Origin of the sequence: Microbacterium lemovicicum, assembly GCF_003991875.1 — a bacterium.
GTDB lineage: Bacteria > Actinomycetota > Actinomycetes > Actinomycetales > Microbacteriaceae > Microbacterium > Microbacterium lemovicicum.
The window spans coordinates 533,565-552,245 of record NZ_CP031423.1; the positions used below are offsets into that span (position 1 = coordinate 533,565).

An 18,681-nucleotide genomic window follows, 5' to 3' on the forward strand; every position below is an offset into this window, starting at 1 on the left:
GATTCTGACGTAATCGCGCAGTTCCAAGAAGCTGTTCCCCTCGAGCGGCGCCTGGTGCGCGACCACCCGAAGGCCGCGTATCCGGAGCGCACGGTGCTCGTTGCCGGAATTCTATAGTTGTCGTCGAGCGGGTGCTGAACCCGCCGTCGCCCGCCGAGATCCGCCCGACCGATTGGCTAGACGTGACCTCCCTCTCCGAGCTGTTCGCTGACGACCCCGCAGCAGCCGCACCCGCCGACGGCACGCGAAGCGACCAGATCGCCCGGCTTCGCGACGTCGTGGGAGCTCCGGCGAGCGGCGCGGCGACACCCCGGCCGGCGGTCGAGACCGCGTCCGCGGGGGCCTCCGCGCTCGCCGCGGTGGTCGGCGAGCGTGCCCCCGCACTGCAGCCCGCACGGGCCGCCGCGGGATCGTCGGACGGTCCCGCGGCTGATTCCGCCTCGAGCCGCTTCGGCGAGATGCGACAGATGGTCGGCCTCGACCGGATCGGCGCCGTGACGGCGATCGTGTCCGTCCTCGCGGTGGTCGGCGTCGTCTCGGGGGCGACCGCGCTGCAGGCCACATCGGGAGATGTGCGCGAGGCGCAGCAGAGCCTGCGCGCGGAGGAGGCAGACCTCCGCAACCACGTCACCGCCCTCGACACCGCGCAGACGCGCTTCGAAGACGCGGTGCAGGATGCTGCGGCCCTGGCTGCGGAGGCCGACACCACGCTCACCGCCCTCGCCGGGAAGAGCGACGAGACGGCCCGCGTGACGGCGACCGGGGCGCTCGGCCGGCTGCGATCCAGCGTCTCCGCCCAGGAGGCGGCATCGACGCCGCAGTACGTCTCCGCATCGCTGCCCTCCGGTGAGCTGGCGGAGGTCGCCACGGCGCTGGACCGGGTGCGCGCCACCGCCGGTCAGGTCGAGGTCGCGATCGACGACACCCGATCCGCCCGCGCCGCGGTCGAGCAGTCGCGCGCCGTCTTCATCGACGCGCTGTCCGGTTTCGGCGGCACCCTGCCGACGACGGCCGCCACGATCGTCGCCGAGAACACCGCCGCCGAGGCCGCCTACCGCGACGGCGTGACCGCCGCGCTGGTGGCCGTCACCGCCGAGCAGCAGGCCGGCGGCTCGGGCCTGGCCGCGATGATGACGTACGCGAGCGCCGTCGACAGCCTGCGAGCGGACAACGACCGGGCGATCGCCGAGATCGAAGCCGAGATCGAGGCGCGCGACAACGGCGGATCGAACGACGGCGGGATCTTCGTCCCCTACACGCCGCCGTCCTCCGGCGGGGGATCGCCGACGCAGCCGACGCCGCCTGTCACGGACCCGGGAACCCCGGTCGACCCGGGCACCGGGGGAGGGGCGCCGACCGATCCTCCGGTCGACCCGCCCGTCGATCCGCCCGTCGATCCCGATCCGACGCCCACGGAGCCGCAGCCCGAGCCCACCCAGCCCGAGGCGCCGGTCGGCGGCTGACGCATCCCGCCCCGATTTGGGCGCGGCATCCTCATGCCGTAGTCTTGACCTTTGGTGTCCGGCTCTGCTGACCCGGCCCGCGAACGTGAGCCCTCCACTGGCGTGTTCCACCGTGCTTCTGTACGGAGAACCACCCCGGAGCGGGATTCACGAACCTCTCCGTTCGATTCAAGAAAGCAGCACTACTGTGACGCGCACTTTCACCCCCAAGGCTGGCGAAGTCCAGCGCGAGTGGCTCATCATCGACGCGACCGACGTCGTCCTGGGCCGTCTCGCCACCCACGCCGCGGCGCTCCTGCGCGGCAAGCACAAGGCGACCTTCGCCAACCACATCGACTCGGGCGACTTCGTCGTGATCATCAACGCCGAGAAGGTGGTGCTGACCGGTCAGAAGGCCGAGAAGAAGAAGGCGTACCGCCACTCCGGCTACCCGGGTGGTCTGAAGTCGGTCACGTACACCGAGCTGCTCGAGAAGAACCCCGAGCGCGCCGTGGAGAAGGCCGTGCGCGGCATGCTCCCGAAGAACAGCCTGGGTGCCGCCCAGCTGCGCAAGCTCAAGGTGTACCGGGGTGCCGAGCACCCCCACGCGGCCCAGGTGCCGTCGACGTACATCATCGACCAGGTCGCCCAGTAAGCGCCGCTCAGACAGCTAAGGACACACTCGTGGCGAACATCTCCGACTCCATCGACAGCGCCGGCACCGCCGACGCGCTCCAGAACTACTCGACCGAGACCCCGGCCGACGAGACCAGCGAGGCCGCCGCGCCCCGCCCGGTGCTCAGCGTCCCCGGTGCCGCGGTCGGCCGCCGCAAGCAGGCCATCGCCCGCGTGCGCCTCATCCCCGGCTCCGGTGTCATCACCGTCAACGGTCGCGAGTTCGAGGACTACTTCCCGAACAAGCTGCACCAGCAGCTGATCACCGACCCGTTCACGGTGCTGAACCTCACCGGCGCCTACGACGTCATCGTCCGCATCTCCGGTGGCGGCCCCTCGGGCCAGGCCGGTGCGCTGCGTCTGGGCATCGCCCGGTCGCTGAACCAGATCGACGCCGAGAACAACCGTCCGACCCTGAAGAAGGCCGGCTTCCTGTCGCGTGACGCCCGCGTCATCGAGCGCAAGAAGGCGGGTCTCAAGAAGGCCCGTAAGGCTCCTCAGTACTCGAAGCGCTGATCGGCACCGCTCCGATGCCGCTTTTCGGCACGGACGGGGTGCGGGGGCTGGCCAACGGCCCCCTCACCGCCGACCTCGCTCTCTCCCTGGCCCAGGCGACCGCCGTCGTCCTGGGCCAGGGCCGTACGGCCGACGCGCGTCGTGCCGCAGGCAAGCGCCTCACCGCCGTCGTCGCGCGGGATCCGCGCGTCTCGGGTGAGTTCCTCGCCGCCGCCGTCGCGGCCGGCCTCGCCTCGTCCGGTGTGGACGTGCTGGAAGCCGGCGTCCTGCCGACCCCTGCCGCGGCGTTCCTCATCGCCGACATGGACGCCGATTTCGGCGTGATGGTCTCGGCCTCGCACAACCCGGCGCCCGACAACGGCATCAAGATCTTCGCGCGGGGCGGCGTCAAGCTCCCCGACCTCGTCGAGCAGCGCATCGAAGCGGCCATGTCCGGCCCGAAGCTGCAGCCCACCGGAGCGGGTGTCGGTCGCATCCGGCGCTTCTCGGACGCCGAGGATCGCTACGTCATCCACCTGCTCGGCTCCCTGCCGCACCAGCTCGACGGCATCCACGTCGTGCTCGACTGCGCGCACGGCGCGGCCTCCGGTGTGTCGCCCGAGACCTTCCGCGACGCCGGGGCGCGTGTGACCCTGATCGGGGCCGACCCCGACGGCATGAACATCAACGACGGCGTGGGCTCCACCCACCTCGACCAGCTCGCGCGCAAGGTGCGGGAGGTCGGCGCCGACCTCGGCATCGCCCACGACGGCGACGCGGACCGCTGCCTGGCCGTGGACGCCGACGGCAGGATCGTCGACGGCGACCAGATCATGGCCATCCTCGCGGTGGCGATGAAGGAGCGCGGCCACCTCGTCAAGGACACGCTCGTGGCCACGGTGATGAGCAACCTCGGCCTGCACAAGGCGATGGCCGACCACGGCATCACCGTCGAGCAGACCTCGGTCGGCGACCGCTACGTGCTGGAGCGCATGGACCAGGGCGGCTTCTCGCTCGGGGGAGAGCAGTCCGGCCACGTCATCATGAGCGAGTACGCGACCACCGGTGACGGCCTGCTGACCGGCCTGCACCTCGTCGCCGAGATGGCTCGTCAGCGCAAGACGCTCGCCGAGCTCGCGTCGATCATGACGGTGTTCCCGCAGGTGCTCATCAACGTCAAAGGTGTGGACCGCACCCGCGCCACCACGGACGAGGGCGTCGCGGACGCCGTCGCGAAGGCGACGGCGGAGCTCGGCGCCTCCGGACGCGTGCTCCTGCGCCCGTCGGGCACGGAGCAGCTCGTCCGCGTGATGGTCGAAGCCGCCGACGAGCACACGGCTCACCGTCTCGGCGAGCAGCTCGCCGACGTGGTCCGCGAGCGCCTCGCCATCTGACGATCCCCGTCGGCCCCCACCGGCGGCGTCTCGCGCCGCTGTCGTCCCCTCCGACGGCGTCTCGCGCCGCTGTCCGGCCTGCGGCGGATCGTAACGCGACAAGACTCGCGCGTTCCGCGACGGGCGGCGCGGACCCCGAACGACGCTCGCTCTACAGTCAGGAGCTGAGGTCGACGAAGGGGGAGATCGGCCGTGGAACTGAGGACGTATCTGCGCATCCTGCGCGCGCACTGGCTCGGACTGATCGTGCTGGTGGTCGTCGGCGTCGTGAGCGCCTTCGGATGGACACTGCTCCAGCCGAAGGTCTACAGCGCCGACGCGAGCGGCATCGTCGCGCCCGTGCGCACGGAGCTGTCGGGCAACGACGCCGGCTCCGCGCTCGTGGCCGAGAACCTGGCCAAGGCGAAGGTCGGCTCCTACCTCGACCTCGGGTCGTGGCGGGCCGTCGCCGAGCACGCGATCGCCGAGCTCGGCCTCACCTCCAGCCCGGAGTCGCTGGTGAACCGCGTGCAGGTGAGCAACCCGACCGACACCGTGAACATCAGGGTCGTGGCATCCGCATCCTCCCCGGAGGGCGCCCGCGATCTCGCGCAGGCCTGGATCCGCGCGATGGCCACCGAGGTCGAGAACCTCGAGACGAGTGGCGGCGTCAGCCTCGCCACGGTGCAGCTGGTGCCCGGCGACACCGCCCGGCTGCCGTCGTCGCCGAGCTCCCCGAACGTGCGGATCGCCCTGGCGCTCGGCGCCCTGGCGGGTCTCGTGCTCGGCATCGCCTACGCGGTGCTGCGGTACACACTGGACCGCCGCATCCGCTCCGCCGACGCGGTGGAGAAGGAGACGGGCCTCTCGGTGGTCGGCACCATCCCCGACGAGAAGTCCTTCACCGCCGACAACCGGCTGCTGCCCGTGGACGGCATCTCCAGCGGATCGCATGCCGACCTGTTCGGCGTCTCCGAGGCGATGCGCGAGCTGCGCACCAACCTCCAGTTCATGGACGTCGACAACCCGCCGCGGATCATCGTCGTCACGAGCCCGCTCCCCGGTGACGGCAAGTCGACCACGAGTGCCAACCTGGCCATCACGCTGGCGGCCAACGGCTCCAAGGTCGTGCTCATCGACGGCGACCTCCGCCGCCCGATGGTCGCCACGATCTTCCGCCTCGTCGACGGCGTCGGCGTCACCGACGTGCTGGCCGGCCGTGCCACCGTGGAGGACGTCGCCCAGCGGGTGGGCCGCAAGGGCAACCTCCTCGTGCTCGGCGCCGGCAAGCTGCCGCCCAACCCGAGCGAGGTGCTCGGCTCCGAGCGCATGAAGAACCTGCTGCGGACACTCGCGAAGGACTACACGGTCATCGTGGACGCGCCGCCCCTGATCCCGGTGACGGATGCCGCGGTGCTCAGTCACAGCGCGGACGGCGCCATCATCATCACGAGCGTGGGCAAGACGACGTTCGAAGCGCTGACCAAGGCGCTGCAGAACCTCGAGCGCGCCGGCTCGCGCGCGCTGGGCGTCGTGCTCAACCGCGTGCCGCGCAAGGGCCGCGGCGGCTACCACGACTACCGCTACGCCGGGGACTACTACCGCTCGAAGGGCGGAGAGGACGGGTTCGACATCGACCTGACAGAGGACACCGCGGGGACCATGGTCTCCGCGGGCGCGCCGGGCGCAGCATCCACCCCTTCCCCGTCATCCGCGACGCGGCCTGCATCCGGTGTCACGGGCTCGCCCGCGGCGACCGGCACGGCCACGCCGACGGTCGTCGCGACCGACTCCACGCGCCGCTCGCGCAGAAGCAAGAGGTGATGTGATGCTGCGCGAAGAGGGAACAGTGCTCGCCGGCCGCAGGGTCGCCCGCTCGGCGACGGTCGCCGTGTTCGGCACGGCGAGGATCCGCCACAGCTTCGTGCCCGAGGGGGAGGCGCCGCTGCGGCTGGACGCCGGCCCCGAGGCCGTCGGACTGCACGCGGTGCGCACCGGAGCGGTCATCGCCGAGACGGCCGTCGGCCCGCGGCGGTTCCTGGCCGGCGACGCATTCGCCGCCGGCGACCGCACGCCGCCGCTCGCGCTGCGCGGCGATGTCGAGGTGCTGTCGCTCCTCGTGCCCCGCGACGCCTTCGTCGGCGTGGAGACCCCGCGCGGCGGGGAGGTGCGGGTCATCACGAAGGACAACCCGCTGCTCGCGCCGACGATGGACTTCATCGGTCGCGCGGGTCGCGCGCAGAGCGACGAGATCTCCGGATTCACGGCGTACTACTTCGAGCGGCTGCTGCAGGAGATGATGATCGGCCTGCTCGTCAGCGCGTCGGCCTCCACGCCCGTGCCGCAGGGGCCGGGCACGTTCCTCCAGGCCGTGGCGGCGATCACCGCCCAGCGCGCCGACCCCGCCCTCTCGCCGCGGAGCGTCGCCCGCCACCTCAACCTCTCGCTGCGGCAGCTGCAGCGCGCGTTCCAGGCCCGTTCGACGACCGTCGAGCGGGAGATCCGGCGCGCCCGGGTGCAGCACGCGGTGGCCCTCCTCCGCGACCGCTCCTACGACTCGCTGAGCGTCGAGCAGATCGGGCAGTACTCCGGGTTCGCCGGCGGCTCGAGTCTCGCGAGGGCGATGGCGGCCGAGGGGTTCGAGTCGCCCGCCCGCGTGCGTCGCACCTCCCGCTCCGGCCACTGACCCTCGACCTCCCGCTCCGCCCACTGACCCTCGACCTCCGCGTCACGACTTCTGCGCCATCGGGCGACAGGTCGGTCGCTGCGCCGCGCCGTCCGGCGACACGATGCCACGCATCGCCCTCCGCGCGCCGGAGCGCGCCATGATGGGATCGGCAGATCGCACCCGAACGGCGATCGTCCATCGTGGCCCGGAGCACTCGACCGGGTCGTCGCGCTCGCACGTCGTGACCTGAAGGATCGACGAGCGCGTGGACCGCGTGGAAGCTGGGGCTGATGCGCGACAGGCACTCGCAGCGGGACCCTTCATCGGAGACCGCCGTGGTGTGGCCGGCGGTGGGCCCGGGGGGACGGTGCCGCGAATGAACCCTTTGGGAGGGATCATGACCGAGGACCTCGATCGTGAGAACGGCGACCGCAACGCCGTTCGTCGCGTCCGCAAGAGCGCCGCGTGGTCGGCATCCGTCATCGCGACGGCGATCGGCGCATCGTCCGTCGGCGAGCTGACCGGCGCGCGTCAGTCGAGCGTCTCGAGGTAGCGCAGCAGCACGCCCTCGCGAAGGGCCCACGGACTCACCTCGAGCTCGTCGACGTCGAGGGCCTTCATCGTCGCGTGCAGCACGACGGCGCCGCCGACGACCTGGAAGGTGCGCTCGGGGGTGATGCCCGGCAGCTGCTGCCGTGCGTCGGCCGGCATGCCCGCCATGCGCGGGATCCAGTCCTTGAGCGCTGAGCGCGTCAGGATCAGCCGCTCGCTCTCGCCCCATCCCGGGGCCGACGTGCCGGCCAGGCGCGCCAGCGACCGGATCGTCTTGGACGACCCCACGACGTGATCGGGTGCGGTGCGCCCGGACATCGCCGCGAGCACCGGCGCGAGCCGTGCGCGGACGTGCGCCCGCAGGTCGCCCATCTGCTGCTCGGTGGGCGGGTCGTCGGGGAGGAAGCCGACCGTCACGCGGCCGGCGCCCAGCGGCAGGGACAGAGCCACGTCGGGCAGCTCGTCGGCGCCTGCGGCGACCTCGAGGGAGCCCCCGCCGATGTCGATCATGAGGATCTCGCCGGCCGACCATCCGAACCACCGGCGGATCGCGAGGAACGTGAAGCGCGCCTCGCCGGGACCGTCGAGCACCTGCAGCGGCACGCCGGTCACGGCCTCGACGCGGGCGATCACCTCGGCGCCGTTCGTCGCCTCGCGCAGCGCCGACGTCGCGATCGTCAGGAACGCCGCGACGCGCTCGCGCTCGGCGACCCGCCGCGCCTCGCCGACGGCCGCCTCCAGCGCCCGCACACCCTCCTCGCTCAGCGCGCCGTCGGGCTCCAGGAAGCGCATGAGACGCAGGACGGTGCGGTGCGAGGTCGTCGCGACCGGCATCGCGCCGGGGCTCGCTTCGGCGACCAGGAGGTTGACGGTGTTGGAACCGATGTCGAGGACTCCCAGGCGCACGCGTCGAGACTACTGGTCGGTCAGGGTGGCGCAGGGCGTGACCGCCGCCTTCACGAACGCCGCGGTCTGGTAGGCGTACTGGTAGATCCAGCCGACCGGGGAGATGGGGTCGTCGACGCCGACGACGGTCGTCTCGCCGGGGAAGCAGCGCCCGAAGATGTAGCGGGTGCGCGCGACGTGAGGGGTGAAGGTGATGACGGCGGCGGTGGAGAGGCCCTCCTCCTGGGCGTACGCGCTGAGCATCGCCGCCTCGCCCTTGGTGGTGAACGGCTCGGGATGCCGGCAGACGACCCCGTCCTGTCTGCACAGCTTCTTCGCGGCCCACTGCGGGCCGGCGGCGGGGATGGAGACGAGGATCCGGTCGGACACGCCGTCGGCGCGCAGCTGCTCGGCCATCTGCGCGCGGGCCGTCGTGATGGGTCCGATGATGAAGATCACGTCGGCGCGGTCGGGTCGGTGCTCGGCCGGGAAGACGTAGACGGGGAGCCCCGCCACGACGACGGCCAGCACGCACAGGACGGCCGCGGTGATCACCGCCCACCACTCGCGCCTCGAACGCATCGGCCCGCCTTCCCCTGGTCTTCGCGGGCGCCGGCGGCCGTCGGGCCCGATGGTACCCCGCCGCGCTCGCGGCTCCCTGTGACGCGGCGGCACGGGGCCGCGGCATCCGCTCGGTTAAGATGGCGCCATGTCCGCCGACGAGGCCGTCACGGCCGCCCCGCCCTCCGCGCTCTACCGTGCGCTCGACCGCGAGGACTGGGCCCGGCTGGCTCCCGAGATGGAGCAGCCCCTCACCGCCGCCGAGGTGGTGCAGCTGCGCGGGCTGGGCGACCGGCTCGACCTCCAGGAGGTGCAGGAGGTCTATCTGCCGCTGAGTCGTCTGCTCAGCCTGTACGCGCGGGCGACGAAGAGCCTCGGCGCCTCGACGAGCACGTTCCTGCACGAGCCCGACACCACGACGCCGTTCCTCATCGGCATCGCCGGGTCGGTGGCCGTCGGCAAGTCGACCATCGCGCGCCTGCTCCGCGAGCTGCTCAGCCGCTGGTCCGACACCCCGCGGGTGGAGCTGGTGACCACCGACGGCTTCCTCTACCCCAACGAGGAGCTCGAGCGTCGCGGACTCATGGCCCGCAAGGGGTTCCCGGAGTCCTACGACCGCCGCGCGCTGCTGGATTTCCTCACCGACCTCAAGAGCGGCGCTCCCGTCGCCCGCGCCCCCTTCTACTCGCACCTGCGCTACGACATCGTGCCCGACGCCGTGGTCACCGTCCGCCGCCCGGACGTCGTCATCGTCGAGGGGCTGAACGTGCTGGCACCGCCGCCGAGCGCGAACGAGGTCTCCGTCAGCGAGCTGTTCGACTTCTCCATCTACGTGGATGCCGCACCCGACGACATCGCGCAGTGGTACGTCGACCGCTTCATGGCCCTGAAGAACGGCGCGTTCGCCAACCCGTCCTCCTACTTCAACGCCTTCGCCGAGATGAACGACGAGGAGGCGCACGAGACGGCGCTCGGCTACTGGACGAGCATCAACCTGCCGAACCTCGTCGAGAACGTGCTGCCCACCCGCCACCGGGCGACGCTCATCCTCCAGAAGTCCGCTCAGCACACCGTCGATCGCGTGCTCCTGCGCAAGCTCTGAGGGGACGCGACCCGCGGCATCCGTTTCGTTCAGGCTCCTCGCATACCCTCCCTCGTAGCATGGAGGTCATGTGCGGAATCGTCGGATACGTGGGTCCTCGTCCCAGTGAGCCCATCCTCGTGGCGGGACTCGCCCGGCTGGAATACCGCGGATACGACTCCGCCGGCGTCGCCGTCATCGACCACGACGGCGGCCTCGGCATGCGCAAGCGCGCGGGCAAGCTCAAGGTGCTGCGCGACGACCTCGCCGCCCATCCGCTCCCCGCGGGGACGACCGGCATCGGCCACACGCGGTGGGCCACGCACGGCGGCCCGACCGACGGCAATGCGCACCCGCACCTCGCCGACGACGACAAGCTGGCGCTGATCCACAACGGCATCATCGAGAACTTCGCCGAGATCAAAGCCGAGCTGCTCTCCGAGGGCTACACCTTCCGCAGCGAGACCGACACCGAGGCCGCGGCCATCCTGCTCGGTCGCGAGTACCACGCCGCCGACGGCGACCTGCAGGCCGCATTCCGCGCGGTCGTCGTGCGCCTCGAGGGCGCCTTCACCCTGCTCGCCATGCACCAGGACCACCCCGGCCTCGTCGTGGGCGCCCGCCGCAACTCGCCGCTGGTGATCGGCCTCGGCGAGGGCGAGAACTTCCTCGGCTCCGATGTCGCGGCGTTCGTCGAGCACACGCGCAACGCCCTCGCCATCGGCCAGGACCAGATCGTCGCGATCACCCCCGAGGGCGTCACCGTCACCGATTTCGACGGCAACGACGTCGAGGTCGAGCCGTTCGAGGTGCTGTGGGATGCCGCGGCCGCCGACAAGGGCGGATGGTCGAGCTTCATGGCCAAGGAGATCAGCGAGGAGCCCGAGGCCGTCGCGAACACCATCCGCGGCCGCATCCACGAGGGTCAGGTCGAGATCCCGGAGCTGGACGGTCTCGACGAGCTGTTCGCCGGCATCAACCGCGTCATCATCGTCGCCTGCGGCACCGCCGCGTACGCCGGCCAGGTCGGCAAGTACGCGATCGAGCAGTGGGCGCGCATCCCGGTCGACGTCGAGCTCGCGCACGAGTTCCGCTACCGCGACCCGGTGATCGGCGACGACACGCTCGTCGTGTCGATCAGCCAGTCGGGCGAGACGATGGACACGCTCATGGCCGTCAAGTACGCCCACGAGCGCGGCGCGAAGACCCTCTCGATCTGCAACACCCAGGGCGCCACGATCCCGCGCGAGTCCGACGCGATCGTCTACACGCACGCCGGCCCCGAGGTCGCCGTCGCCTCCACCAAGGCATTCGTCGCGCAGATCACCGCGCTGTACCTCCTCGGCCTGCACGTCGGCCGGGTGCGCGGAACGCTCAGCGCCGTCGAGGCCGAGCAGCACGTCCGCGAGCTCGAGTCGATCCCGGCGAAGATCCGCCGCATCATCGACGAGGAGCAGGGACGCATCGAGCAGCTCGCGCACTGGATGGCCGACACCCGCTCGGTGCTCTTCCTCGGACGCCACGTCGGGTTCCCCATCGCGATGGAGGGGGCTCTCAAGCTCAAGGAGCTGGCCTACATCCACGCGGAGGGCTTCGCCGCCGGCGAGCTCAAGCACGGACCGATCGCGCTGATCGAGGCCGGACAGCCCGTCTTCGTCATCGTGCCGTCTCCGCGCGAGTCCGCCGAGCTGCACAAGAAGGTCGTCTCGAACATCGAGGAGATCCGGGCCCGCGGCGCCCGCGTCATCGCCATCGCCGAGGAGGGCGACGCCGCCGTGCTGCCGCACGCCGACGAGGTGCTGCGCATCCCGCTCGCCGGACCCCTCTTCGAGCCGCTGCTGGCCGTCATCCCCCTGCACATCTACGCCATGGCGCTGTCGATGGCGAAGGGTCTCGACGTCGACCAGCCGCGCAACCTCGCGAAGTCCGTCACCGTCGAGTAGAGCCGGGCCCACCGCGCTGTCCGCGAGACTGCACCCGGACGGCGAGACAGCGGGCTTCCTCCTACGTCTCGCCGCTCGGGTGCAGTCTCGCGGTCGAACGGGGCGAGGGGCGCGCGGGATAAAGTGGCGGGTGCCCCGGGGAGGGGCCGGAGGGGAGCGGCGATGATCGTCGGCATCGGCGTCGACCTGGTCGACATCCCGCGGTTCGAGCGCTCCCTCGAGCGCACGCCGCGGCTGCTCGAGCGCCTCTTCACGTCGGGCGAGCGCGTGCTCGCCCCGCGGTCGCTCGCCGCGCGGTACGCCGCCAAGGAGGCGCTCATCAAGGCGCTCGGCGGCTCGGACGGCGTGCACTGGACCGAGATCGAGATCACCCCCGAGCCGTCCGGTCGCCCCTGGTTCACCTTGACCGGCTCCACCGCCGAAGTCGTGGCCGCCCGCGGCATCACGTCCCTCCACCTGTCGATGTCGCACGATGCGGGGCTCGCGACCGCCTACGTCGTCGCGGAGTCGGAGTCGGAGCCGCAGACGACGGATGCCGCGGCCGCCGGTCCGGCCGGCGAGCAGGTCGCCGCGTGAGCCGGCTGCCGGTGGGCTCGATGCGCGAGGCCACGATCGACGTCGGCGCGATCACCGCGAACGTGCGGCACCTGCGGCGTCTGACGGAGTCCGAGGTCATCGCCGTCGTCAAGGCCGACGGCTACGGCCACGGCGCCCTGCGCTCGGCGGTGGCCGCCGTCGACGGCGGTGCGTCGCGCATCGGCGTCGCGGACGTCGGCGAGGCTTTGCTGCTGCGCAAGGGCGGCATCCGCGCGCCCATCGTGGCGTGGCTGCACGCGCCGGGCATGTCCTTCCTCGAGGCGGCCGCGGGCCACATCGAGCTCGGCATCTCCTCATTCGACCAGCTGCTGGCGGCGGCGGCCGCGGCATCCGCCGATCGCCCCGTCGGCGTGCACCTGAAGATCGAGACCGGCCTCGGCCGCAACGGCATCGCACCCGAGGACTTCGCACGGGTCTGCGCCGAAGCCGCACGGCTCGAGCGCATCGGCAAGCTCCGGGTGATCGGGATCTTCAGCCACCTCTCCAACACGAGCCGCGACGAGGATCTCGCGCAGCTGCGGGCGTTCCAGGACGGCCTCGGAGTCGCCGCCGCCGCAGGACTCGCGCCGCAGCTGCGCCACCTCGCGGCGACCCACGCCGCGATCGAGCTCCCCGAGACGCGGCTCGGCTGCGTCAGGCTCGGCATCGGCATCTACGGACTGTCGCCGATCGCCGGACGCTCCTCGGCCGACCTCGGGCTCCGCCCCGCGATGACGCTCCGCGCGGCGGTCGCCGCCGTCCGTCGCGTCGGCCCCGGGCACGGCGTCTCGTACGGCTTCGACCACCGCACCGAGCGCGAGACGACGCTCGCCCTCGTCCCCCTCGGCTACGCCGACGGCGTGCCGCGGCAGGCGTCCGGCGCCGGGCCCGTCTCGATTCGCGGTCAGCGTTTCCGGGTCGCCGGTCGCGTCGCCATGGATCAGGTCGTCATCGACGTCGGCGACGTCCCCGTCGCGGTGGGCGATGAGGCCGTGCTGTTCGGCGACCCCACCCTCGGCGTGCCGTCGGCGACCGACTGGGCGGATGCCGCGGCCACGATCAACTACGAGATCGTCACGCGCATCGGACCGCGCGTCACCCGGCGGCAGGTGTCGGCGTGAGCGGTCTCGACCCGCTCGTCGGCCGACGCGAGGTGTCGTCGCCGGGGGCGATGGAGACCTTCGGCGAGGAGATCGGACGGATGCTGCGCGGGGGCGACCTCGTCGTGCTGACCGGTCCGCTGGGCGCCGGCAAGACCACGCTCACCCGCGGGATCGCAGCCGGCGTCGGCGTGCGCGGACCCGTGCAGAGCCCGACGTTCGTGATCGCACGCACCCACCCCTCGCTCATCGGCGGACCGAGCCTCGTGCACGTCGACGCCTACCGGCTGGGCTCGCCCGCCGAGCTCGACGACCTCGACATCGATGTGGAGCGCAGCGTCGTGGTAGTCGAATGGGGTCGCGGCATGGTCGACGGCCTGCGCGACGAGTGGTGGGAGATCGAGCTCGAGCGTCCGGTCGGCGGACGCGGTGCCGACACGATGTGCGGCGACATCTCCGCCCACACGCTGGAGCTCGATGCCGACGCCCCGAGGATCGTGACGGTCAGCCGACGGCCGTGAGCCGCGGCATCCGCTCGTCCTTCGCCTCGGCCATGGTCCCGAGGACGGCCGCGGGGTCCTCGATGTGGGCGAAGTGGCCGGCATCGTCCAGCCGGCGCTCGGCGAAATCGGGGATGTCGACGACGAAGGCGGCAGCGTCGGAGTCGGCGCTGAAGACGTCGTGGCGGCCGCGTACCGAGCGGACCGCAGCGGTGATCCGCCTCCAGACCCGCGTGTCGTAGCGCGCCGCCAGCTTCGCCGCGCGGACGAAGGACTCCGGACGGATCTCGTCGGCGAGGGCGTCGGCGACGCTCGAGTGCACGTAGCGCGGGCTGGCGAAGAGCGGAGAGGCCAGCCGGCGAATGAGCCCGGCGCGCCGCAGTGTGCGCAGAAGCCCGCGGCCGTCCGCGGGCAGAGCCGCGAGGAACCGCATGGCCAGCAGCATGCCGGCGAACCCGGGCAGGCGTCGTCCGGCCCGCAGAGGATGCCGCACGGCGTCGGTCACACTGCGACCGGTGGGGGAGACGAGCGTGACCGACAGCGTCGCGTCCGGCTCCGTCGCGGCGATGTCGAGGGCGACGAAGCCGCCGAGCGAGTGGCCGACGACGTGCCAGGAGGTGTAGCCCAGCGAGCGGACGGCCAGCACGACCGCCTCGGACAGCTCGCCGATCCCGGCACCCGCCGGCAGCGACCGGCTCTCGCCCCAGCCGGGCAGATCGGGGATGACGAGATCGGACAGGGGGCGCGCGGACGCATCGGATGCCGCGACCAGCGGCGTCCACGTGGTCCAGGACCCCGCGGCGCCGTGGAGGAGAACGACGGCCGGTCCACCCGCCTTCCGTCCGGCACGGACGACCACGGGGCCGGTCGCCGTCTCCACCGTCACGCGGCGCAGGCCGATCGCGCGCTCGCTCAGGAGGAGCGCGGCGGAGCGGCGAGCCGGTCGAGAAGGTTCCACACCTGTTCTTCGGCGCCCGGGCGGTGCCGGTTTGCACGACGGGCAGGTCATGTCGCGGAACTGCGACACGACTGCGACAGGGCCGCGACACCGCCGCGGCACGGCCACCAATAACGTGGAGGCATGAACCGCACTCGCCCACTGCACCTCTCGGTGACCCTCGTGGTCGCCGGCACGATCGTGCTCCTGTCAGGGTGTTCCGCGCAGGTCGTCGCCGCAGGGTCGGCTGCGCCGCCCGCGAGCGCGACCCCGTCGGCCTCGGCGACGGGGGCGACGGCGGCAGCCGTGGACGCGCCCACCGTCGCGGGCTATCCCGTGGGGGAGTTCCCGCCGGTGCCGCTGTTCCAGCTGCCCGACCTGGCCCTACTGGACGGTTCCGCCTCCGCCTTCACGATCGATCTCACCGCCCGCGTCGGCGACCACCCGGGCCTCACGGTCGCCCCCGCTCACTGCGACGCGTCGGGAGCGGTGGTCTCCGGCGCCGGATCGGCCTACCTCTACGGCGACGGCTCGGGCACCTACACCGGGCCCGACGGCACGGTGCAGAACTTCCGGGACGGCTCGGGCACCACCGTCATCGGCGACGTCACGATCCAGAACTTCGGCGACGGGTCGGGCACCTACGCCGACGGGGCGACGACGATCCAGAACTTCGGCGACGGCTCGGGGACATACGTCGACCCCGAGCTGGCGGTGCAGATCTTCGGCGACGGCTCCGGCAACTGGACCCGCGGCGACGTCACGATCCAGAACTTCGGCGACGGGTCGGGCACCTACGCCGACGGCACGACCCGCATCCAGAACTTCGGCGACGGGTCGGGCACGTACACCGACCCCGGCATCACCATCCAGAACTTCGGCGACGGGACGGGAGTGGTCGACGGCACCCCCGTCGAGGTCGCGCCGATCGCCACGGTCCCCGTGCTCGGCGTGTTCCCGACGCTGGCCACCCTGGCGCCGCTCGCGTCCTGCGGCACCACCATCACCCTGTCGGACGGCGTGCTGTTCGACTTCGATCAGGCGGTCGTCCGATCCGATGCCGTTCCCGTCCTCGACGCGCTCGCCCGCGCGCTCGGCGAGACCGGGGCGCCCCAGGCGGTGATCTCGGGCCACACCGATGCGATCGGCTCGGACGACGACAACCAGGAGCTCTCGGAGCGTCGCGCCGCTGCCGTCGTCGCGGCCCTCCGCGATCGCGGCGTGTCGGGCGGCCTCTCGGCGGAGGGCTTCGGCGAGTCCCGCCCCGTCGCGCCCGATGAGATCGACGGCGCCGACAACCCCGCCGGACGGCAGCTGAACCGCCGTGTCGAGATCTTCATCCCCGCGTTCGGAGCATGAGATGACCCGAGTGACCCCCCTCGTCCCTGTCACCGCCGCGCGCCGCGTCGTGCTCAGCGGCGGCGCCCTGATCCTCGCCGTGATGATGGCGGGATGCGCGGTCAGCCTCTCGGCCCCGGCATCCGGCACGCCCGCCGGCGAGGAGACGGCCGTGACGCCCGGCCCCACGTCGCCCGCGCCGGCGCCGTCCGTTCCGGCGACCGGTTCGGCGGACGGCCCTGCCCCGTCCTCGTCGCCGTCCGATGACCGCCTGACGCGGGAGGACCTCCTCGCCGCGGCATCCATCACGATCGCGTGCACCCCGGGACTCGTGCTCACCGAGCCCGGCGCTGTCACGCGGGTCGAGGGGACGTGCGAGGACGTCACCGTCGCGACCGATGCCGCCTACGTCGTCCTCGACGACGCGTCCCGCGTGACCATCACCGGCAGCGGAGTCGTCGTCTCGGCGCTCGCCGTCGACACGATCTCCATCGACGGCGACGCGAACACGGTGTGGTGGACGGGGTCGGCACCCGTCGTCACGGATTCCGGCGCCGGTAACGTCATCGAACGGGAGCGCTGATGTCCGCTCCCGTCATCGCCTGGCAGGGATGGCCGCGCCCCCCGGCGCGCACCGACGGGCTCGCCGTGGCCGCGCTGGTGCTCGGCGTCTGCGGATTCGGGCTCCTGCCCGTGGTCTTCGGCCACGTCGCGCTCCGCCGCATCCGCCGGACCGGCGACCAGGGCGCGGGACTCGCGATCGCCGGGCTCGTGCTCGGCTACCTCGCCCTCGCGGCGGCCGCCGTCGGCGTCGTGCTGCTCGTGCTCGCGGTCGGGATCCCGCTGTGGGCGGCTGCCGCATCCGGAGCGCTCTCGTGACCGAGCGGCCCTCCCTCCTTCTGATCGACGACGACGAGGCCATCACGGCCGGACTCGGGTCCTTCCTCGAGCGCAGCGGGTTCACAGTCCGCGTCGCCGGCGACGGCCGTGACGGCCTCGCCGCACTGGCCGAGGAACGGTTCGACGTCGCGGTCTGCGATGTGATCATGCCCCACATGGACGGGCGCGAGTTCGTGCGCCGCCTGCGGGCGGAGGGGAGCTGGATGCCGGTGATCCTGCTCACCGCGGTCGGGGAGTCGTACGAGCGCAGCGCCGCGCTGGACGAAGGCGCCGACGACTACCTGAACAAGCCGTTCGATCCGCAGGAGCTGCTGTCGCGCATCAGGGCGGTGCTCCGCCGCAGCGTGCCGGGGGAGCGGCCGCTGAGCGCTGCCTCGCGGCTGCGTGCCGGCGAGCTCGAACTGGACCGCTCCGCCCGCCGGGTGCGGCTGGCCGGTGCGGAGCTCGCCCTCACGCCGAAGGCCGTGATGCTGCTGGACTACCTCATGGCGCATCCGGGCGAGGTGCACACCCGCGAACGACTGCTCTCGACACTGTGGGGGTTCGACTTCGCCGCGAGCACCCGCGCGGTGGACCACCGGGTTGCGGAGCTGCGCCGTCTGCTGGACGACGATCCGGCCGAGCCGCGGTTCATCGAGACGGTGCAGACCCTGGGCTACCGGTTCTGCGCGGAGGTGGTGAGCGGATGAGGCGCGTGAGGACGGCCGTCGTGGTGCTCGCCCCGCTGCTTCTGGCCGCCGTGGTCGCCCTCGTGCTGGTCGTGCTCGGCGAGCGTCGCCGGCTCGTGGTGGAAGTCGCCCTCCCCGGAGTCGTGGTGATCGTCGGGGCGGTCGCCGCCGCCGTCGTGGCGATCGGTCTGCTTGTCGCGTCCGCACGACGACGTGGTGCGCGTCGACGCGAGGCCGCGCGCGCCGACGGCCTCGCCGACGGGCGTGAGGAGGAGCGCGCCGCGCGCCGCCGCTTCCTCGCGCGCCTCGACCACGAGCTGAAGAACCCGGTCACCGCGATCCGCGCGACCCTGGCCGGCGCCGCGGATCCGGGGGTTCCGCTCGAGGGGCCGCTGGCCGTCGTCGACGCCCAGGCGCGCCGCGTGGCGGCGCTCGTGTCCGACCTCCGCAAGCTCTCCGAGATCGAGACCCGTCCGCTCGAGACCGAGCCCGTCGTGCTCGAGGATCTGGTGAACGAGGCCGTGGCGGCCGTCGGGCAGCAGCGTCCCGACGCGCGGGGGCGGGTGACGGTGACGGTCTCGCGCGTGCCGTGGCCGATCCCGACACTCGCCGCCGACCCCGACCTGCTGTCGCTCGCCCTCGACAACGTCCTGGGCAACGCGGTGAAGTTCGCCGACCGCGGGCCGATCGAAGTGCGCGTCCGCGAGGATGCCGGCTGGGCGGTCGTGGAGGTGGCCGACACCGGTCGCGGCGTTCCGCCGGATGCGCAGGCGCAGGTGTTCGACGAGCTCGCGCGGGCCGAGAACGCGCGGGATGTGCCCGGTTCGGGCATCGGTCTCTCCCTCGTCCGCACGATCCTGCGCCGGCACGGGGGCGATGCGCAGCTGCTCTCCCGCGAAGGGGCGGGCACGGTGGTCACCCTGCGGCTCCCCATCCCGCCCGGAGCCGGTGGGGCGGCGACCGTCGGCGCGTCCCGACTACCCTGAG

The 18,681-nt window shown here is 72.3% G+C and carries 20 protein-coding genes; 17 read left to right on the plus strand and 3 right to left on the minus strand.

The features are described 5' to 3' along the window. The first annotated feature begins 182 nt into the window (after positions 1–182). From CVS47_RS16845 to CVS47_RS16730, 7 genes are all read left to right on the plus strand, one after another. On the plus strand, positions 183–1,463 hold the full coding sequence (locus CVS47_RS16845; RefSeq protein WP_206502724.1) for a hypothetical protein: 1,281 nt from the start codon (positions 183–185) through the stop codon (positions 1,461–1,463). Between the two features lie 187 nt (positions 1,464–1,650). Continuing rightward, positions 1,651–2,097 carry a 50S ribosomal protein L13 gene (rplM, locus tag CVS47_RS02490; protein WP_127094671.1) on the plus strand — a complete coding sequence of 149 codons (447 nt, stop codon included), beginning with the start codon at positions 1,651–1,653 and terminating at the stop codon, positions 2,095–2,097. 29 nt (positions 2,098–2,126) lie between these two features. Next, positions 2,127–2,633: a 30S ribosomal protein S9 gene (gene rpsI, locus CVS47_RS02495; RefSeq protein ID WP_127094672.1), complete on the plus strand. Its 507-nt coding sequence runs from the start codon at positions 2,127–2,129 to the stop codon at positions 2,631–2,633. Between the two features lie 14 nt (positions 2,634–2,647). Further along, the gene (gene glmM, locus CVS47_RS02500; RefSeq protein ID WP_127094673.1) at positions 2,648–4,006 is read left to right on the plus strand and encodes a phosphoglucosamine mutase; all 1,359 of its coding nucleotides are present in this window, start codon (positions 2,648–2,650) and stop codon (positions 4,004–4,006) included. Positions 4,007–4,198: 192 nt separating this feature from the next. Next, complete coding sequence (locus CVS47_RS02505; protein ID WP_127094674.1) at positions 4,199–5,809, plus strand: tyrosine-protein kinase domain-containing protein; 1,611 nt, start codon at positions 4,199–4,201, stop codon at positions 5,807–5,809. A 4-nt stretch (positions 5,810–5,813) separates the two neighbouring features. Further along, the gene (locus CVS47_RS02510) at positions 5,814–6,671 is read left to right on the plus strand and encodes a helix-turn-helix domain-containing protein (RefSeq protein ID WP_127094675.1); all 858 of its coding nucleotides are present in this window, start codon (positions 5,814–5,816) and stop codon (positions 6,669–6,671) included. Positions 6,672–7,050: 379 nt separating this feature from the next. Beyond that, the gene (locus tag CVS47_RS16730; RefSeq protein ID WP_164734588.1) at positions 7,051–7,206 is read left to right on the plus strand and encodes a hypothetical protein; all 156 of its coding nucleotides are present in this window, start codon (positions 7,051–7,053) and stop codon (positions 7,204–7,206) included. Here the strand turns inward: CVS47_RS16730 and CVS47_RS02515 are convergent. Together CVS47_RS02515 and CVS47_RS02520 are read right to left on the minus strand one after the other, a co-directional pair. Then, entirely contained in the window at positions 7,185–8,111 is a 927-nt protein-coding gene (locus CVS47_RS02515; protein ID WP_127094676.1) for a Ppx/GppA phosphatase family protein, read from the minus strand. The two genes, CVS47_RS16730 and CVS47_RS02515, sit on opposite strands and share 22 nt — an antisense overlap. A 9-nt stretch (positions 8,112–8,120) precedes the next feature. Next, positions 8,121–8,672 carry a YdcF family protein gene (locus CVS47_RS02520; protein WP_127094677.1) on the minus strand — a complete coding sequence of 184 codons (552 nt, stop codon included), beginning with the start codon at positions 8,670–8,672 and terminating at the stop codon, positions 8,121–8,123. A 127-nt stretch (positions 8,673–8,799) separates the two neighbouring features. Between CVS47_RS02520 and coaA the strand changes: the two genes are divergently transcribed. The 5 genes from coaA to tsaE all read left to right on the plus strand — a co-directional run bounded on the left by coaA (position 8,800) and on the right by tsaE (position 13,872). Next, on the plus strand, positions 8,800–9,753 hold the full coding sequence (coaA, locus tag CVS47_RS02525) for a type I pantothenate kinase (protein WP_127094678.1): 954 nt from the start codon (positions 8,800–8,802) through the stop codon (positions 9,751–9,753). Positions 9,754–9,821: 68 nt separating this feature from the next. Then, positions 9,822–11,675: a glutamine--fructose-6-phosphate transaminase (isomerizing) gene (gene glmS, locus CVS47_RS02530; RefSeq protein WP_127094679.1), complete on the plus strand. Its 1,854-nt coding sequence runs from the start codon at positions 9,822–9,824 to the stop codon at positions 11,673–11,675. 162 nt (positions 11,676–11,837) lie between these two features. Then, positions 11,838–12,251 (plus strand): holo-ACP synthase, encoded by a 414-nt coding sequence (locus CVS47_RS02535; RefSeq protein ID WP_127094680.1) that lies wholly within the window; start codon positions 11,838–11,840, stop codon positions 12,249–12,251. After that, positions 12,248–13,372 carry an alanine racemase gene (gene alr, locus CVS47_RS02540; protein ID WP_241240248.1) on the plus strand — a complete coding sequence of 375 codons (1,125 nt, stop codon included), beginning with the start codon at positions 12,248–12,250 and terminating at the stop codon, positions 13,370–13,372. The genes CVS47_RS02535 and alr overlap by 4 nt, the downstream gene beginning before the upstream one ends. Beyond that, positions 13,369–13,872, plus strand: coding sequence for a tRNA (adenosine(37)-N6)-threonylcarbamoyltransferase complex ATPase subunit type 1 TsaE (gene tsaE / locus CVS47_RS02545; RefSeq protein WP_127094681.1), 504 nt, complete (start codon positions 13,369–13,371; stop codon positions 13,870–13,872). Before alr ends, tsaE begins: the two co-directional genes overlap by 4 nt. Here the strand turns inward: tsaE and CVS47_RS02550 are convergent. Continuing rightward, positions 13,856–14,809 (minus strand): alpha/beta fold hydrolase, encoded by a 954-nt coding sequence (locus tag CVS47_RS02550; RefSeq protein ID WP_164734589.1) that lies wholly within the window; start codon positions 14,807–14,809, stop codon positions 13,856–13,858. The two genes, tsaE and CVS47_RS02550, sit on opposite strands and share 17 nt — an antisense overlap. A gap of 123 nt (positions 14,810–14,932) precedes the next feature. Here CVS47_RS02550 and CVS47_RS02555 point away from each other — a divergent pair, with 123 nt between their 5' ends. From CVS47_RS02555 to CVS47_RS02575, 5 genes are read left to right on the plus strand one after another with little or no spacing between them, the layout of a single operon-like run. After that, positions 14,933–16,147 (plus strand): OmpA family protein, encoded by a 1,215-nt coding sequence (locus CVS47_RS02555; RefSeq protein WP_127094683.1) that lies wholly within the window; start codon positions 14,933–14,935, stop codon positions 16,145–16,147. A 1-nt stretch (position 16,148) separates the two neighbouring features. Further along, complete coding sequence (locus CVS47_RS02560) at positions 16,149–16,709, plus strand: DUF3060 domain-containing protein (RefSeq protein ID WP_127094684.1); 561 nt, start codon at positions 16,149–16,151, stop codon at positions 16,707–16,709. After that, positions 16,709–17,005: a DUF4190 domain-containing protein gene (locus tag CVS47_RS02565; RefSeq protein ID WP_127094685.1), complete on the plus strand. Its 297-nt coding sequence runs from the start codon at positions 16,709–16,711 to the stop codon at positions 17,003–17,005. The genes CVS47_RS02560 and CVS47_RS02565 overlap by 1 nt, the downstream gene beginning before the upstream one ends. Beyond that, on the plus strand, positions 17,002–17,715 hold the full coding sequence (locus tag CVS47_RS02570; RefSeq protein WP_127094686.1) for a response regulator transcription factor: 714 nt from the start codon (positions 17,002–17,004) through the stop codon (positions 17,713–17,715). The genes CVS47_RS02565 and CVS47_RS02570 overlap by 4 nt, the downstream gene beginning before the upstream one ends. Then, the gene (locus CVS47_RS02575) at positions 17,712–18,680 is read left to right on the plus strand and encodes a sensor histidine kinase (RefSeq protein WP_127094687.1); all 969 of its coding nucleotides are present in this window, start codon (positions 17,712–17,714) and stop codon (positions 18,678–18,680) included. The genes CVS47_RS02570 and CVS47_RS02575 overlap by 4 nt, the downstream gene beginning before the upstream one ends. The last annotated feature ends 1 nt before the right edge of the window (position 18,681 follow it).

Coding starts and splice junctions, on each gene's coding strand:
- glmS (WP_127094679.1), top strand. CDS start 9,822: ATGTGCGGAATCGTCGGATACGTGGGTCCTCGTCCCAGTGAGCCCATC.
- coaA (WP_127094678.1), top strand. CDS start 8,800: ATGTCCGCCGACGAGGCCGTCACGGCCGCCCCGCCCTCCGCGCTCTAC.
- CVS47_RS02565 (WP_127094685.1), top strand. CDS start 16,709: ATGTCCGCTCCCGTCATCGCCTGGCAGGGATGGCCGCGCCCCCCGGCG.
- CVS47_RS02555 (WP_127094683.1), top strand. CDS start 14,933: ATGAACCGCACTCGCCCACTGCACCTCTCGGTGACCCTCGTGGTCGCC.
- CVS47_RS02520 (WP_127094677.1), bottom strand. CDS start 8,672: ATGCGTTCGAGGCGCGAGTGGTGGGCGGTGATCACCGCGGCCGTCCTG.
- CVS47_RS02535 (WP_127094680.1), top strand. CDS start 11,838: ATGATCGTCGGCATCGGCGTCGACCTGGTCGACATCCCGCGGTTCGAG.
- CVS47_RS16730 (WP_164734588.1), top strand. CDS start 7,051: ATGACCGAGGACCTCGATCGTGAGAACGGCGACCGCAACGCCGTTCGT.
- CVS47_RS02575 (WP_127094687.1), top strand. CDS start 17,712: ATGAGGCGCGTGAGGACGGCCGTCGTGGTGCTCGCCCCGCTGCTTCTG.
- CVS47_RS02560 (WP_127094684.1), top strand. CDS start 16,149: ATGACCCGAGTGACCCCCCTCGTCCCTGTCACCGCCGCGCGCCGCGTC.
- glmM (WP_127094673.1), top strand. CDS start 2,648: ATGCCGCTTTTCGGCACGGACGGGGTGCGGGGGCTGGCCAACGGCCCC.
- CVS47_RS02510 (WP_127094675.1), top strand. CDS start 5,814: ATGCTGCGCGAAGAGGGAACAGTGCTCGCCGGCCGCAGGGTCGCCCGC.